15 protein-coding genes and 1 pseudogene are annotated in these 14,328 nt (G+C 75.0%); 10 read left to right on the top strand and 6 right to left on the bottom strand.

The genetic code is table 11. The annotated features are described in order from the left end of the window. Nucleotides 1-204 precede the first annotated feature (204 nt). Entirely contained in the window at nucleotides 205-837 is a 633-nt protein-coding gene (locus ACFYUY_RS05290) for a MarC family protein (RefSeq protein ID WP_360220558.1), read from the top strand. Nucleotides 838-887: 50 nt separating this feature from the next. On the opposite strand, the gene ACFYUY_RS05285 is transcribed toward ACFYUY_RS05290, so the two are convergent. Beyond that, nucleotides 888-1,427 carry an NADPH-dependent FMN reductase gene (locus ACFYUY_RS05285; RefSeq protein ID WP_387898123.1) on the bottom strand — a complete coding sequence of 180 codons (540 nt, stop codon included), beginning with the start codon at nucleotides 1,425-1,427 and terminating at the stop codon, nucleotides 888-890. A 52-nt stretch (nucleotides 1,428-1,479) separates the two neighbouring features. Next, nucleotides 1,480-1,914 (bottom strand): Lrp/AsnC family transcriptional regulator, encoded by a 435-nt coding sequence (locus tag ACFYUY_RS05280; protein WP_360220552.1) that lies wholly within the window; start codon nucleotides 1,912-1,914, stop codon nucleotides 1,480-1,482. Nucleotides 1,915-2,214: 300 nt separating this feature from the next. Here ACFYUY_RS05280 and ACFYUY_RS05275 point away from each other — a divergent pair, with 300 nt between their 5' ends. From ACFYUY_RS05275 to ACFYUY_RS05260, 4 genes and pseudogenes are all read left to right on the top strand, one after another. After that, entirely contained in the window at nucleotides 2,215-2,961 is a 747-nt protein-coding gene (locus tag ACFYUY_RS05275) for a tryptophan 2,3-dioxygenase family protein (protein WP_360220549.1), read from the top strand. Between the two features lie 8 nt (nucleotides 2,962-2,969). Next, nucleotides 2,970-4,202 (top strand): kynureninase, encoded by a 1,233-nt coding sequence (kynU, locus tag ACFYUY_RS05270; RefSeq protein WP_360220546.1) that lies wholly within the window; start codon nucleotides 2,970-2,972, stop codon nucleotides 4,200-4,202. A gap of 228 nt (nucleotides 4,203-4,430) precedes the next feature. Then, nucleotides 4,431-4,811: pseudogene (locus ACFYUY_RS05265) on the top strand (SDR family oxidoreductase); the annotation flags it as partial. Between the two features lie 87 nt (nucleotides 4,812-4,898). Beyond that, complete coding sequence (locus ACFYUY_RS05260) at nucleotides 4,899-5,396, top strand: hypothetical protein (protein ID WP_387898118.1); 498 nt, start codon at nucleotides 4,899-4,901, stop codon at nucleotides 5,394-5,396. 136 nt (nucleotides 5,397-5,532) lie between these two features. Here the strand turns inward: ACFYUY_RS05260 and ACFYUY_RS05255 are convergent, their stop codons facing one another. Then, a complete protein-coding gene (locus tag ACFYUY_RS05255) occupies nucleotides 5,533-6,492 on the bottom strand; it encodes a hypothetical protein (protein WP_387898116.1) in 960 nt (319 codons plus the stop codon). 76 nt (nucleotides 6,493-6,568) lie between these two features. Here ACFYUY_RS05255 and ACFYUY_RS05250 point away from each other — a divergent pair, with 76 nt between their 5' ends. Then, complete coding sequence (locus ACFYUY_RS05250; RefSeq protein WP_387898113.1) at nucleotides 6,569-7,198, top strand: TetR family transcriptional regulator; 630 nt, start codon at nucleotides 6,569-6,571, stop codon at nucleotides 7,196-7,198. A 215-nt stretch (nucleotides 7,199-7,413) separates the two neighbouring features. Here ACFYUY_RS05250 and ACFYUY_RS05245 read toward each other — a convergent pair whose 3' ends face one another. Then, nucleotides 7,414-8,976, bottom strand: coding sequence for a choice-of-anchor A family protein (locus tag ACFYUY_RS05245; RefSeq protein ID WP_387898110.1), 1,563 nt, complete (start codon nucleotides 8,974-8,976; stop codon nucleotides 7,414-7,416). Between the two features lie 271 nt (nucleotides 8,977-9,247). On the opposite strand from ACFYUY_RS05245, the gene ACFYUY_RS05240 reads away from it, so the two are divergent. The 3 genes from ACFYUY_RS05240 (at nucleotide 9,248) to ACFYUY_RS05230 (ending at nucleotide 11,579) form a co-directional block, all read left to right on the top strand. Further along, complete coding sequence (locus ACFYUY_RS05240) at nucleotides 9,248-9,955, top strand: 4'-phosphopantetheinyl transferase superfamily protein (RefSeq protein WP_360220528.1); 708 nt, start codon at nucleotides 9,248-9,250, stop codon at nucleotides 9,953-9,955. A gap of 245 nt (nucleotides 9,956-10,200) precedes the next feature. After that, nucleotides 10,201-10,683: a DUF2269 family protein gene (locus ACFYUY_RS05235; RefSeq protein ID WP_387898107.1), complete on the top strand. Its 483-nt coding sequence runs from the start codon at nucleotides 10,201-10,203 to the stop codon at nucleotides 10,681-10,683. Between the two features lie 65 nt (nucleotides 10,684-10,748). After that, nucleotides 10,749-11,579: a helix-turn-helix domain-containing protein gene (locus ACFYUY_RS05230; protein WP_387898105.1), complete on the top strand. Its 831-nt coding sequence runs from the start codon at nucleotides 10,749-10,751 to the stop codon at nucleotides 11,577-11,579. A gap of 50 nt (nucleotides 11,580-11,629) precedes the next feature. Here the strand turns inward: ACFYUY_RS05230 and ACFYUY_RS05225 are convergent, their stop codons facing one another. Both ACFYUY_RS05225 and ACFYUY_RS05220 read right to left on the bottom strand, forming a co-directional pair. After that, nucleotides 11,630-12,058: a hypothetical protein gene (locus ACFYUY_RS05225; protein WP_387898102.1), complete on the bottom strand. Its 429-nt coding sequence runs from the start codon at nucleotides 12,056-12,058 to the stop codon at nucleotides 11,630-11,632. A gap of 225 nt (nucleotides 12,059-12,283) precedes the next feature. Further along, on the bottom strand, nucleotides 12,284-13,333 hold the full coding sequence (locus ACFYUY_RS05220) for an Lrp/AsnC family transcriptional regulator (RefSeq protein ID WP_387898100.1): 1,050 nt from the start codon (nucleotides 13,331-13,333) through the stop codon (nucleotides 12,284-12,286). A gap of 129 nt (nucleotides 13,334-13,462) precedes the next feature. Here ACFYUY_RS05220 and ACFYUY_RS05215 point away from each other — a divergent pair, with 129 nt between their 5' ends. Then, nucleotides 13,463-14,305 carry an inositol monophosphatase family protein gene (locus ACFYUY_RS05215; protein ID WP_387898097.1) on the top strand — a complete coding sequence of 281 codons (843 nt, stop codon included), beginning with the start codon at nucleotides 13,463-13,465 and terminating at the stop codon, nucleotides 14,303-14,305. Nucleotides 14,306-14,328 lie beyond the last annotated feature (23 nt).

Raw genomic sequence — 14,328 nt, 5'->3', positions numbered from 1 at the left:
ATGAACCGCGGACCGGCCGGATCACGCCCCCGTCGGCCCTCCGCGCGCCGTTCCCGACCGCGCCCGTCCGGGCCGCACCGTCCGCCCCCCGGCCGCCCGGTCCGCGGCCGCCCGATCCGCGTCAGGAGCGGCCCGCACCACGCCGCGCCCGGCCGCGGGGCGTGGCGGAGCTGCCGCGCCGACCGGCGCGGTCATGCTTGGCGCATGTTCGTCTTCAACCTGAGCAGCGCCTTCATCGCCTTCTTCGCCGTGGTCGGCCCGCCGAAGGTCCTGCTGGCCTTCGCCCGGCTGGCCACCACCCGGAGCACCCGGGAGCTGCGGCGGCTGGCGGCGTGGAGCACGGTCATCTCGGCGCTGATCGGCCTGGTGCTCGGCTTCACCGCGGACGAGGTCAGCACGCTGTTCCACATCAGCGACCAGTCGCTGCAGCTCGCGGGCGGGACGATCTTCTTCATCTACGCGGTCGCGCTGGTCTTCGGCCTCCACCTTGGCGCCGACGACGAGGACGCCGAGCACCTGCGGAACCCGCTGGTGGACGGCATCCGCGAACTGCTGCTGCCGTACATCGCCAGCCCGCTCGCGGTCACCGCCGTCCTGGTCGCCTCGCTCGCCAAGGACGACTGGGGCTGGAAGGCCACCGTCGCCGGGGCCTACGTCGCGGTCGTGGTGATCAACTACGTCTGCGTGGCCCTGCTCGCACCGCTGATGCGGCGCACCCACCGCACCTCGCTGGAGGTGCTCTCCCGGCTGCTCGGACTGCTGCTGGCGGCGGTCGGCGTGGAGCTGTTCCTGAACGGGCTGTCCGGGCTCGGCGTGCACCTGCCCGAGGCGCACTGAGCCCGGCCGCCCGCCCTCGGCCCGTCGTCGGCCCGCCACCCGGCCCGTCGTCAGCCCGCGGTCAGCCTGGCCAGCACCTCGCCGATCCGCTCGCGCACCAGCGGGTCGGCGACCAGTCCGTCCGGGCCGACGGCCTGGCGGTCCAGCGGGATCCTGGCGCAGGCCCCGTCCACGACCGCCGCGCCGGTGTAGCCGAGGACGGTGCGCAGGGTCGCCTCGGCGCCGCCGCCGCGGCCCGGGCCGGCCGCGTTGATCCAGGCCGAGGGCTTGTCCGAGATCTCCGTGCCGCCGACCGTCCAGTCCAGCAGGTTCTTGAAGGAGCCGGGCAGCGTGCCGGCGTACTCGGGGGTGCAGATCAGCAGCGCGTCGGCGGCCGCGACGGCCGCGCGCAGGTCGGCGACCGGTCCGGGCAGCGGGTCGGTGTCGTGGTCGGGGTTGAAGTGCGGCAGCGCGGCCAGCCCTTCGAAGTACGTGGCCCGGACGCCCGGGGTGGCGGCCGCCACGGCGGCGGCGGTGCGCAGCACCGTCTCGTTGGTGGAACCGGCGCGCAGGCTCCCGGACAGCAGCAGGACGTGACGCTCGTTCGACATGCCGAGGAACCTACCGCGTCCCGCCCGGCCCCGGGCCGCCGGACGGGACGCCCTACGGCGCGACCACCGGGCGCCAGGGCACCGGGCTGGAGAGGATCATCGAGCTGGACGGCTGGCCGTAGCCGCCGAGCCGGTCGCAGAGGGCCTCGAATTCGGCCATCGTGGGCACCGCGACCAGCAGGGCGCAGCAGGCCCCGCCGGTGACCCGGTGGAGCTGGAGCACCTCCGGCCAGGCGGCCACCTGCGGGTCGCGCAGCACGCAGCGCGGGCCGTAGCACTGGATCTGGACCAGCGCGGTGATCGGCAGGCCGGCCCGGGTGAGGTCCACGTGGGCGTGGTAGCCGGTGATCACCCCGTCCGCCTCCAGCCGGCGGACCCGTTCGGCCACCGCGGGTGCGGACAGGCTCACCCGGCGCGAGAGTTCGTTGTAGGAGAGCCGGGCGTCGGTCTGCAGCTCGGCCAGCAGGCGGCGGTCCACGGCGTCCACGGCGGCTCCCTGAGTGACTGAAAACGAGTGGTTTTGCGATCGTAAAGCGAATCCGCCGAACGCCTCGCAAACGACAGCCGCGAGACCGGTTGCGGTGTCCGTCGACCATTCAAGCCGGGGGTGGCACCGCCGCACAATGGCCTCCCCGGCGGAACCAGGCCGTCCGCCTGGTCGCCGGTCCGGGCGACGCGCCCGGGTGGATCAGGAGGAATCGGGATGGGGCACGACACGGTGGAGACACCCAACCTGTCGTTCGGTCGGCGTGGGGAACCGGGTCGCGGCACACCGTACTCCCGGTACGTGCGCCTGGAGGAGCTGCACAGCCTGCAGCAGCCGCAGAGCAAGATACCGGCCGAGCTGTCGTTCATCGTCACCACCCAGGTGATGGAGCTGCTGTTCGACCTGGTGCGGCACGAGTGGACGCTCGCCCAGCAGGCGCTGCGCGAGGACGACCTGCCCGCCGCACTGGCCGCCCTGCGGCGCGGCACCCACGCGCAGAACGTGCTGGTGGAGTCCTGGGACCTGCTGGCCACCATGACCCCGCAGGAGTTCAACGCCTTCCGCCCGGCGTTCGGCGAGGCCTCCGGCTTCCAGTCCTCGGCCTTCCTCCACCTGGAGTTCCTGCTCGGCAACAAGAACCCCGCGCTGCTGTCGATGTACGACGGGATGCCGCAGACCCGGGCCGAACTGGACGAGGCGCTGCGCGCGCCCAGCCTGTACGACGACGCGCTGGCCCTGCTGGCCCGCCGGGGGCTGCCGCTGCGCGCGGAGCCCTCCGCGCAGCGCTACCGCCCCTCCGAGGAGGTCGCGGCGGCCTGGCGCCTGGTCTACACCGACCCGGAGCACGCGGCCCTGCAGCCGCTCGGCGAGGCGCTGCTGGACGTCGCCGAGCGGGTCACCCGCTGGCGCCAGCGCCACCTGTCCGCGGTGAAGCGGACGATGGGCGGCAAGCCCGGCTCGGGCGGCTCGAGCGGGCTGACCTGGCTGCGCAAGTCGGCCGAACAGGACGTGTTCCCGGAGCTGTGGACGATCCGGGACGAGCTGTGAACGAGGGGATGGGCATGATCACTCGCGAGGAGTGCGCGGCGCTGGACGGCGTAGACCCGCTGGCGGCGTTCCGCAAGGAGTTCGCCCTGCCGGACGGCGTCGTCTACCTGGACGGGAACTCGCTCGGCGCGCTGCCGGTGCGGACCCCGGAGCGGGTGCGCCAGGTGGTCGAGGAGGAGTGGGGCCGGGAGCTGATCCGCAGCTGGAACGACGCCGGCTGGTTCGAGCAGCCGTACCGGCTCGGGCGCCGGATCGCGCCGCTGGTCGGGGCCGCGCCGCAGGAGGTGGTCGTCTGCGACACCACCTCGGTCAACCTGTTCAAGGTGCTGTCGGCCGCGCTGCGGCTGCGCCCCGGGCGGGGCACGGTGCTGGGCGACGGCGAGGCCTTCCCGACCGACCTGTACATCGCCGAGGGCGTCACCGGGCTGGTCGAGGGCGCGCGCAGCGTGCTGATCAGGCCGGAGGAGCTGGACCGGCACCTGGACGGCGACGTCGCCGCGGTGGTGCTCTCCCACGTGGACTACCGCACCGGCGAGCTGCTGGACCTGCCCGGGATCACCGCCCGGGTGCAGGCCGCGGGCGCGCTGATGATCTGGGACGTCTGCCACTCGGTCGGCGCGGTGCCGGTCGAACTCGGCGCCGCCGGGGCGGACTTCGCGGTCGGCTGCACCTACAAGTACCTGAACGGCGGCCCGGGCTCGCCGGCCTTCCTCTACGTCGCCGAGCGGCACCTGGCGGCCGGTCCGCTGCAGCCGCTGAGCGGCTGGTTCGGCCACGCCCGCCCGTTCGCCTTCGAGCCCGGGTACGAGGCGAAGCCGGGCATCGGCCGGTTCCTCACCAGCTCGCCCTCGCTGCTCGGCCAGGCCGCCCTGGAGGCCAGCCTGGACGTCTGGGAGCGGGCCGACCTCGCCGCCGTGCGGACCAAGAGCCTGGCGCTGACCGACCTGTTCATCGGTCTGGTCGAGGGCCTGGACGGGGTCGAGGTGGCCACCCCGCGCGAGCACGCCCGCCGGGGCAGCCAGGTGGCGCTGCGGCACGCCGACGGCTACCCGGTGGTGCAGGCGCTGATCGAGCGCGGCGTGATCGGCGACTTCCGCGCGCCGGACCTGATGCGCTTCGGCTTCACCCCGCTCTACCTCTCGTACACCGACGTCTGGGACGCGGCCCGGCAGCTGGCCGAGGTGCTGGAGAGCGGCGAGTGGCGGGCGGAGCGGTTCTCCCGCCGGGGCGAGGTGACCTGAGCCCGGGGGCGGAGGGCGTTCCTTGCCGCCGTGCAGTACCGGTTCGGCTCCCGCGAGGGCCTGCTCGACGCGATCACGGCCGGCCACCAGGAACGCGCCGAGCAGCCCCTCGCACCGCGTCTGCCCGCACTCGCGGACGCGGACCCGCCCGGGCTGCTCGGCGCCCTCGTCGCAGCCGAGGCCACCGAACCGCGCACCGAACGTGGACGGCACCGCCTGCGGATCTCCGCCGGCGGCGGCTCGATCGTCAACATCTCCTCGGCCGCCGGCCTGATGGGCCTGGCGCTGACCGCCGGCTACGGCGCCTCCAAGTGGGGCGTCCGCGGCCTCAGCAAGATCGGTGCGGTCGAGCTGGGCGCCGAGCGGATCCGGGTCAACTCGGTGCACCCGGGCATGACCTACACCCCGATGACGGCCGCGGTCGGCATCCGGCGCGGCGAGGGCAACTACCCCAACACCCCGATGGCCCGGGTCGGCGAGGCGCCCGAGATCGCCACCGCCGTGGTCTACCTGCTCTCCGACGACGCCTCCTACGTCACCGGCGCCGAGCTCGCGGTGGACGGCGGCTGGACCACCGGCCCGACCGTCCGGTACGTCATGGGACAGTGACACACGTCATGTCCAGGTAAAGTTCGACGCCCATCATCCTTGGGAAGCCTCCCGGTTGACCGTCCGTCAGCACCAAGGGAGGTTTGCGTGAACTTCGAACTCGGACCGCTCAAGCCCGAACCTTTCATGCTGGCCCTCGGGCTGGCCCTGTTCTTCCTGGTCCTGTGGATCCTCGGCCACGGCCTGTTCCCCCGCATCGAACGGATCATGGCGGAACGCTGGGAGGCCACCGAGGGCCGCACCCTGCGGGCGGAGGCCGTCCGGGCCGAGGCCGAGGCCGCCCGCGACGCCGGCCGGCACGAGCTGGCCCGGGCCCGGCTCCGGGCGGCGCGGATACGCCAGGAGTACGCCGAACGGGGTGCGGCCGCCGTCACCGCGGCCCGCGAGGAGGCGACCCGGGAACGCAGCCGGCTGGTCACCGCCGCGCACGCGCGGATCGCCGCCGACCAGACCGAGGTGACGAACCGGCTGCGCAGGGACGTGGGCGAGCTCGCCGTCGCGCTGGCCGGCCGGGTGGTCGGCGAACCGGTGCACGGCGTCGCCGCCGACCGCCGCACGGTGGACCGCTTCTTCGGCTCGCTCTGAGCCGGGGCCGGGCCGGGCCGAGCCGGGCCGAGCCGGGGCAACCCTGAGCCGGGCCCGATCCGAGCCCTGCCCGTGCTGAGCCCGGCCGGCCGCGGGCCCGTCGTCCCGCCACGCCGGGCGCCGGCCCGTCGGCGATTCAGGCCTTCGAGGCGGCGGGAGCCACCGTCAGCTCCGCCACGAGCCGGCGGTAGACGTCGAAGGCCGGCTTGCGGGAGTAGTCGTCGCGCAGCAGCCCGAAGTGGTGGAACAGCCCCGCGCCGGCACTGTCGGCGTCCCGCAGGCCGAAGAACGCGTAACCGCTGACGGCGAGTTCGGCGGCGAGGCCGGCCACCGTGCGGACCACCTCCTCGACCACCTCGGCCTGCCGCGCCTCGTCGCGCCCCGGGCCGGTGGGCCAGCCGTGCTCGCAGATCCGCATCGGCACCGAGGCCGCGATGCCGGCCCGGGCGGCGTCCCGCCGGAAGCCCGCGAGCACGGCCCGCACCCCGTCGGCGAGCCGGTCCGGCGGCAGCGGACGGAAGACATCCGGGAAGAAGTCCAGGCCGACGTAGTCCAGCGCGCGGTGGAAGCGCTCGTCGGCGAGGCGTCCGAGCTCCGGCCAGAAGGTGTCGGCCGGGTCGAAGACCGGCACCGCGTTGAAGCCGACCGCCAGGTCGTACCCGTGTGCCAGCGCCTCCTCCTTGGCGGCGACCACCCCCTCCACCAGCGCCCGGCGCACGCCCGGGACGCTGCCGTCCAGGACGGGCAGGTCGGCGTTGGGCTCCTCGCAGATCTGCAGCAGGGCGATCCGCCCGCCGTCGGTCCGGACGGTGTGCCGGACGAAGTCCAGCCAGCCCGCCGACTCCCCGCTGCGCTCGCGGTACTGGAGCACCAGGTCGAGCCGCCGGCCCTGCCCGGCGTACTGCTCGGGCCGCTCCGGGGTGTGCTCCCCGGTGGGGTACGAGCGGTAGGCGCGGACGAGGAACTCGGGCGCGTCGCCCTGGAGTTCGCGCAGGGCGGCGGCGATCAGGGCGGGGTCGTCGGGGCGGACGGGCTCGATCACCGAGGTTTCGTCGCCGAGCAGGCCGCCGGGATAGATGCCGAAGGTGAAGGTCATGCCGTCACCGTACCCGATATTTTTGGTGTCACTGCAAATTTACTGTGACACCATGATTCGCCCGTAGGATGCCGCCATGGGACTTCGCGAACTCAAGAAGCAGCAGACCCGGGAGCTCCTGTCGGGCACCGCCATGGTCCTGTTCGCCGAGCACGGGTTCGACCGGGTCACGGTGGTCGAGGTGGCCCGGGCGGCCGGGGTATCCCCCAACACCGTGTTCAACTACTTCCCGACCAAGGAGGACCTCTTCTTCGACCGGCAGGACGAGGTGGTCGCCCACCTGGCCGGAGTGGTCCGGCGGCGGCCCCCGGGCAGCTCCGCGGTCGACGCCGTCCGGGCCGACCTGCTGGCCGCGGTCGAGGCCGGCGAACCGACGGTCGGACTGGACCCCGGCATGACCGCCTTCTGGCGGATCGTCGCGGACAGCCCGGCCCTGCGCGCCCGGCTGCTGGAACTCGGCGAGCGCTCCGAGGCCGCGCTGGCCGAGGTGCTGGCCGAGGAGTCGGCCGCCGCCCCGGCCGACCCGCTCCCCCGGATCGTGGCCGGCGCCGTCGCCGGGGCCCACCGCGCGGTGCTCGGAGAGATCCGCCGGGCGGTGGTGGCCGGGGAACCGGTCGAGGCGGTGCGCACCCGCGCCCGGGAGGCGGTGGAACGGGCCTTCGGCCTGCTGGCCGCCGGGCTCGCCGACTACCCGCGGCGGCGCTGACCGCCGCCCGTCCCGTTCGCCATCTCCCCCCGTGACCGCGACCGGACCCGGGGGCGGCCGCGTGTCCGGCCCCGGCCCCGGCCGCGTGTCCGGCCGGGCACAGGCACGGCACGGCACAGGCCGCCCGGTCGGATGCGGACCGGGCGGCCTGTGCCGTCACCTCGGGTTCCGGGTGCGCTCAGACGTCACGCACGCACCCGCCCTGTGGGGGTCGTTCAGCTGTGCCGGCCGCGGCGGCGGGCGGCGAGGACGGCGAGACCGCCCAGACCGAGCAGGCCGACACCGGCCAGCCCGAAGACCACCGGCGCGTTGCCCGCACCGGTCGAGGGCAGCTCACCGCCGCCACCCGGGTGGTGGCTGCCCGGGTGACCGGACGGGTGGTGGCTGGTCGGCGCGGGGCCGGAACTGGACCAGCTCGCCGAGGGCGAGGTGCTGCTCGCGGTCGGGGACGGGGAGGTCGGGGTCGCGGTCGGGGACGTGGGCGTCCAGGTCGGCGACGGCCAGGTCGGCCTCGGGGAGGTGGGCCGCGGCGAGGTGGGAGTGGGAGTCGGCCGCGGGGAGGTGGGCCGCGGGGAGGTGGGAGTGGGGGACGTCGGCTTCGGCGAGGTGGGGGTCGGCGAGGTGGGGGTCGGCGAGGTCGGGGTCGGCGAGGTCGGGGTCGGCGAAGGGGACGGGGACGGCGAGGGCGACGAGGAGGTCGGCGTCGGACTCGGGGTCACCCGGCAGTCCGGCAGGTCCCCGTCGAACGGGTAGCTGTGGATCTCGTAGCCGCCCGTGCCGGTGTGGATCAGGTTGCCCGCCAGGTAGACCCGGCCGTTCGTGCCGGCCTGGCCGATGGTCGTGGTGCCGGCCGGATTGCCGGCCATGACGGACCCCTGGAACTGGGCGCCGCCGAGGATCCGGGCGTCGGTGGCGGTCGGGAAGTTGTACATCAGCCTGGGGCGCAGCTCGGTGGTCTGGTCCCCCGCCAGGCCGGTGCCCGTGTAGGTGTTGATGACCGGGCTGTCGCCGAGCATGTTGACCACGACGGTGGCGCCGTCCGGGATGCCGCGGAAGACCAGGCCGATCTGCCCGCCGGACGACGAGGCGAGGTTCCGGGTGACGTTGAAGACCTGCTTCATGCTGGTGCCGTCGCCGGTGAAGGTCGCCTCGCTGTTGGTGACGGCGACCGTCCCGGTCGCGGCGGCCCGGCCCACGCAGGCGGAGACGTCCTCGATCCGGGTCAGCACCGACCGGTACGGCGCGGCGGCGTCCGCGTCCGCGATCGACCGGCCGGTGGGGTCGATGTTGACCGTGCCGGTGACCGTCCCGGCGTGGCGCAGGTTGCCGAAGGCCTGGCCCTTGGAGTCGCTGCCGCCGATCAGGATCCGGTTGCCGGTCTTGACGTCGACGTTGCCGCCGGCGGTCACGAAGTCGCTGCCGTTGGGCGGTGCGATGCGCGAACCGACGCCGACGACGCCCATGTTGTAGGCGCCGCCGCCCTGGCTCTTGTCGACGGTGAGGTTCCCCAGTGCGACGATCTTGCCCTCGGCCTCGGCCGCACGGCCGGTCACGGTGTAGTCGCCGCCGGCGAAGACGTTGATGGTGGCGTCCCGGCCGGTGAAGTCGCCGTTGTTCGGCGGCGGCCAGGTGGCCGGGCAGTCCGGCCCCGTGCAGGCGCCGAGCGGCGGCGCCAGCGGCGCGGCCGAACCGACCGTCAGCACGGCGGCCAGCGGCAGCGCGGCGACGGCGGTGGCCACGGCGACCCGCGCCGCCCGACGCCGACCGGTGGTGGACACGCCCCTGGCGGCGGTCGTTCTGTGATCCGGCGTACCGGTGCCCTGAGCCATCGACACATTCCTCCGCGCATAGAAAAGGGCAGGTGTATGACCTGCCACGTTCCGTGTGATGTGCTGCCAATCCCACAAATCCGAGACATCCAACCCGAAACAGGACGAATGACACCCTGGAGACCCTCGGATGCGATCCGGCGATCAGCCGAACGGCGGAGCGGCTCCGCCAGGACGGCCCCGGCCCCGGGGCTCCGGCCGGGGCCGTTAGGTTGGGGGCATGACCACCGAGGCCAAGGACCACAGCGCACCGCTCGTCGCCGTCGCGTCCGCCGACGCCGTGCTGCGCCACCCCGAGGCGGGCGAGCACCTGCTGACCCCCGTCGAGCGCGAGCGCGCCGCCCGCTTCCGGCACGAGTCCGGGCGGATCGACTTCACCGCCGGGCACCTGCTCGTCCGGCTCTGCGCCGCCCGGCTCCTCGACGTCCCGGTGGCCGCCGTCACGCTCGCCCAGCAGTGCCCGGACTGCGGTCTGGCCGACCACGGCAAGCCCTTCCTGCCGGACCACCCCGACGTGCACGTGAGCCTCTCCCACACCCGCGGCGTGGTCGCGGCCGGGGCCGGCCGCCACCCGGTCGGCGTCGACGTCGAACTGGCCGGGCGCAGCGGATCGCTGCGCGCCGTCGCCCGCCGGGTCCTCACCCCGGCCGAACTGGCCCGGGTCGAGGCGGCACCGGAGCCGGACCGGGCCTTCCTGCGCCAGTGGGTCCGCAAGGAGTCACTGATCAAGATCGGCCGGGCCACCCTGGACACCCTGGCCGGCGTCGACCTCTCCGCCCTCCCCCTGGACGTCCCGCCCGGCCCCCCGCTGCGCAGCCGGCACCAGGACCTGCACCTGCTCGACTGGACCGACCGGGAGCACGACGCCGCCGTCGCAGCCGTCAGCACCGCCGCACCGGAGGTCGTGGAGCTGACGACCGCGGGCTGAGCGGGCGGGACAACCGAGCGGTCTGGCGGGCCGAGCAGGCGGACGGCTGGGCGGGCCGAGCAGGCGGACGGCGCGCGTCCGGGCCCGCCGGACGGGCGCGGCGGACGGGCCCGGCGGCGACGACCCGCGCGGCGGCCCGGTGCGTAAGCGGTGTTAGCGTGCCTGGTCGCGGGCGGATGTCCACCGGTGTCCACCGGGCGCCCGCCCCACCAGCTGCCCACCGCCGGATTAAGGGTGTCCCCGCCATGGCCAAGTTCCTGCTGAGCCTGCACGTCCTCGCGTCGGTCCTGTTCATAGGCCCGGTCGCGGTGGCCGTCAGCATGTTCCCGCGGCGGGCCAGGGCCGCGCTGGCCGGCGGACCGGACCAGGCCTCGGACGCCGGCGTGCTGCGCATCCTGCACCGGATCACCCAGGTCTACGCCCTGCTGGGGATCGCGGTGCCCGTGCTGGGGATCGGCCTGGCCCAGGTGATGGACGTGCTCGGGCAGTCCTGGCTGATCGTCTCGATGGTGCTCACCGCGATCGCCGCGCTCTCGCTGCTGCTCTTCGTGCTGCCCGGACAACAGGCCGCGGTGGACGCACTCGGTTTCGACGACTCGGACGAGCGGCACGCCAAGGCCGTCAGCGGCCTGCGACTGCTGCCGATGACGGCCGGGGTGTTCAACCTGCTGTGGGCCGTGGTCGTGGTGATGATGGTGATCCGCCCCGGGTCCAGCACCGGCGTCTGAACCTCCCCGAGCGGGCACCCGGCCCTCTCCCGCCCGACCGGCCCGGTCCAGTACCGTCGTCGACCATGACGATCATGGCGGGCATGGGGACCGGGGTGGGGACGGGCGTCGGCGCACTGCTGCGCGGCTGGCGGGAGAGACGGCAGCTCAGCCAACTGCAACTGGCCCTGCTGGCCGACTCCTCGGCCCGGCACATCAGCTTCGTCGAGAACGGCCGCTCCCGGCCCAGCCAGGAGATGGTGCTGCGGCTGGCCGAGCACCTGGACGTCCCCGTCCGCGCACGCAACACGCTGCTGCTCGCCGCCGGCTACGCCCCCCTCTACCCCGAGACGCCGCTGGACGACCCCTCGATGGCGGCGCTGCGGGGCGGCCTGGAGCGCCTGCTCGCCGCGCACGACCCCTACCCCGCCCTGGTCGTCGACGGCGCCTTCCGGGTGCTGGCCGCCAACCGCGCGCTCGGCCTGCTCCTCGACGGCGTCGCCCCGCACCTGCTGCAGGACCCGCCCAACGCGATGCGGATCACCCTGCACCCCGAGGGCGTGGCGCCGCGCATCGTCAACTTCCGCCAGTGGCGTCGGCACCTGCTGGAGCGGATGGAGCACCAGATCGACCTGGTCCGCTCCGAGCCGCTGCGCCGACTCTACGAGGAGGTCTCCGGGTACCCCGAGCCGGCGTCCGACGCGGGCACGGCGGAGGAGGACACCACCGAGGCGTTCCCGTTCGCGCTGCCGCTGCGGATCGCGCACCAGGGGCGGGTGCTGTCCTTCCTGTCCACCATCGCGACCTTCAACACCCCGCTGGACGTGACCGTCTCCGAGCTGGCCATGGAGACCTTCCTCCCGGCGGACGCGGAGACGGTCCGGTTCCTGCAGTCCGCGGTGGGGCCGGAGCGGTAGGAGCGGGCGGTCAGGCGGGCGGACGGAGGGGCGTCCGTACGGTCCGGACCTCAGGTGCGGTCGGCGCGGCGCAGGGCGGTGGACTGCAGGGCCACGAACAGGGCCACCACCGCGGCCTGCGCGGCGATCCAGACGGACCCGGCGGTGGTCGGCTCCAACCAGACCTCCGGCGCGACCAGACTGAGCACCACCCACACCGCGTTGAGGCCGGTCACCGTCCACACGGCCGCCCGCGGCGGGCGCCTGCGGGCGGCCAGGGCGCCGACCGCCACCGCGTACACGGTGAGGAAGGCCCCGAGCTCGACCAGGGTGGACCGGCCGACGCCGAGCAGCTCGCCGACCGGACCGGCGAGGATCAGGTAGGCCAGGCCGTTGCCGCCGGTGACCAGTGCGTCCAGGGCGAGCACCCCGCGCACGGTCCGCAGCGAGAGGACGGAGTCGGCGGGGCGCGTGGGCGGCGTCAGGGTGTGGGCGGACACGGCGGATCAGCCTCCTGAGGGGGTTCGGGTCCTGGTTGCCGGTGGCCGTGCGCCGACCGGACGCCTCCAGCCTGCCCGGCGACCCGCGGGGCGTCGATTACCCGCCAGGTCATGATCGGTACCCGCCGGGTCACGGCCCGGGTCGGGGTCAGGTCGGGTCGGGTCGGGTCGGGGCTGGGTCGGGGTCGGGTCGGGGCCGGGTCAGGTCGGGTCGGGGCCAGGGCGTCAGCCGGCGTGTCGGTCGGGGCGTGCGCCGGAACGTGGCTCGGTGCGTGCGCCGGGCCGCGGATCGGCCCCGGGGCGGCGGAGCACGACACCCGCCCGTTTCACCGCCCGGGCGGTGATCGTGGTCTCGGCCCGGGCCACCCCGAGCGGGCCCAGGGTCTCGGTGAGGAACCGGTAGAGGCCGCCGTGGTCCGCGCAGAACAGGGTGGCCAGCAGGTTGGCCGGACCACTGGTGGCGAACACCCCGTGCACCTGCGGATGACCGGCGAGCGCGGTGCCGACCTCCGCGAGCCGACCCGGCGGGACGTCCAGCCAGAGGTTGGCGTCCACGGCCATCCCGAGCAGCCTCGGGTCGACGGTGGCGTGGGTGCGCAGCAGCCCCAGCTCGTCGAGCCTGCCCAGCCGGCGGCGGACGGTCGACTCCGCGGCGCCGACCGCTCCGGCCAGCGCCGCGTGCGACTGCCGGGCGTCCTCGCCCAGCCGGGCCAGCAGCGCACGGTCGAGCTCGTCCGTCGGCGGCGGCACCGCGGGACGCGGCACGACCGGCCGGGCGAGCGCGGCGACCTCCGCCTCCGTCAGCTGGCCGGCCCGCCACTGCCCGGCGTCCGCGAAGGCGTGCAGCACGGCGTGCGTGGTGGTCTCGACGACCGCGCTGGTCGCGGGCAACTGCCCGTACAGCAGGCGGTCGCGGGCCCCGGCGTCGGTCAGCATGACGGCGCCGACCTCCTGGCCGCCGAGCATCACGTCGACGAAGGGCACGTCGGGCCGGTCGGCCAGCGCCCGGGCGACCGCGTCCACCGCCCCGCTCAGCACCCGGACCCGCAGCAGCAGCGCGCCCACCGCGGCGTCCTCGACGTCGGGCAGCCGGACCACCCGCAGCACCCCGGTCTGCCGCAGCCGGCCCAGTCGGCGGGTGACCGTCCGGGCGGAGACGCCGAGCACCTCGGCGATGCGGCCGGGCTCGGCCCGTCCGTCGACCTGCAGGGCGCAGACCAGGCGGCGGTCCAGCTGGTCCAGCACGGTGTCCGGATCAGCGGCGGAAAGGTCCATGGTGTCCGATCTCCGTCATCCGGGGCCGTTCGAGCGTCCTGTTCCAGCGCCCTGACGGTACTCCTTGTCCCGGGAGGCCGGAGCGACCGGCCCCCGGCGGAAGGGACGACGACGATGGAGGCTGCGGCGATGGGGACCGTGTCGGCTGAGACCGTACCGGCCGAGCTGTGGGCGCTGGCGGAGCAGGTGACGACGGCCGTGCGCCTGGCCGGTGCGGGGCTGGCGGCCCGTCGGCCCGCCGCGCCGACCCCGGCGGCGACCGGGGAGGAGGCGGGCGCCCGGTTCGCCGAGATCGACGGCCCGGCCGCCGCCGAGCTCCGCGAGCGGCTGAGCGCACTGCACCCCCGCGCCGGGTGGGTACCGGAGGAACTGGACGGCTCGATGCCCGCCGAGGGCGAGTGGTGGCTCTGCGACGCGACGGACGGCGCGGTGCAGTACCTGCTGGGGCAGCCGCACTGGGCCGTCACGGCGACGCTGATCCGGGACGGCGCGGCGGTGCTCGCCGTGGTGCACGCGCCGGAGCTGGGCACCGGCCCCGGCGCGGGGTGGACGTACCAGGCGGTGCTGGGCGGCGGGGCCCGGCTGGACGGGCGGGCGATCGCGCCGCTGCCGCGCGAGCTCGCGGCCACCGTCGCCGGCACCAGCCAGCCGCCGTTCGTCGCGGCCGACCCGGTGGCACTGCGCCGGGCGGGCGAGTCGCTGTCCGCGATGGCCGGCGCGGTGCCCGCCGTGCGCAACCTCGGCCCCACCGCGCTGCAGGTGGCGCAGGTCGGCTCCGGACACCTGGCGCTGTTCTGGGAGTACGGCCGGGACGCCGGCAACCTGCTGCCCGGAGCACTGGTCGCGAGCGAGGCCGGGGCGACGGTGACGGACGCCGCCGGTGCGGCCTGGACGGCCGGGTCCGACAGCTTCCTCGCCGCCGCGCCCGGGCTGCACGCGGACGCGCTGGGGGTGCTGCGGGTGGTGCGTTGAGCCGGCGTCGGTCGGCCGGCCGG

Source organism: Kitasatospora sp. NPDC004745 (assembly GCF_042873275.1).
In the GTDB taxonomy this organism is placed as follows: Bacteria; Actinomycetota; Actinomycetes; order Streptomycetales; family Streptomycetaceae; genus Kitasatospora.
Note: the sequence above shows the minus strand (reverse complement) of the source record. Positions and strands in the feature narration are given on the sequence as shown.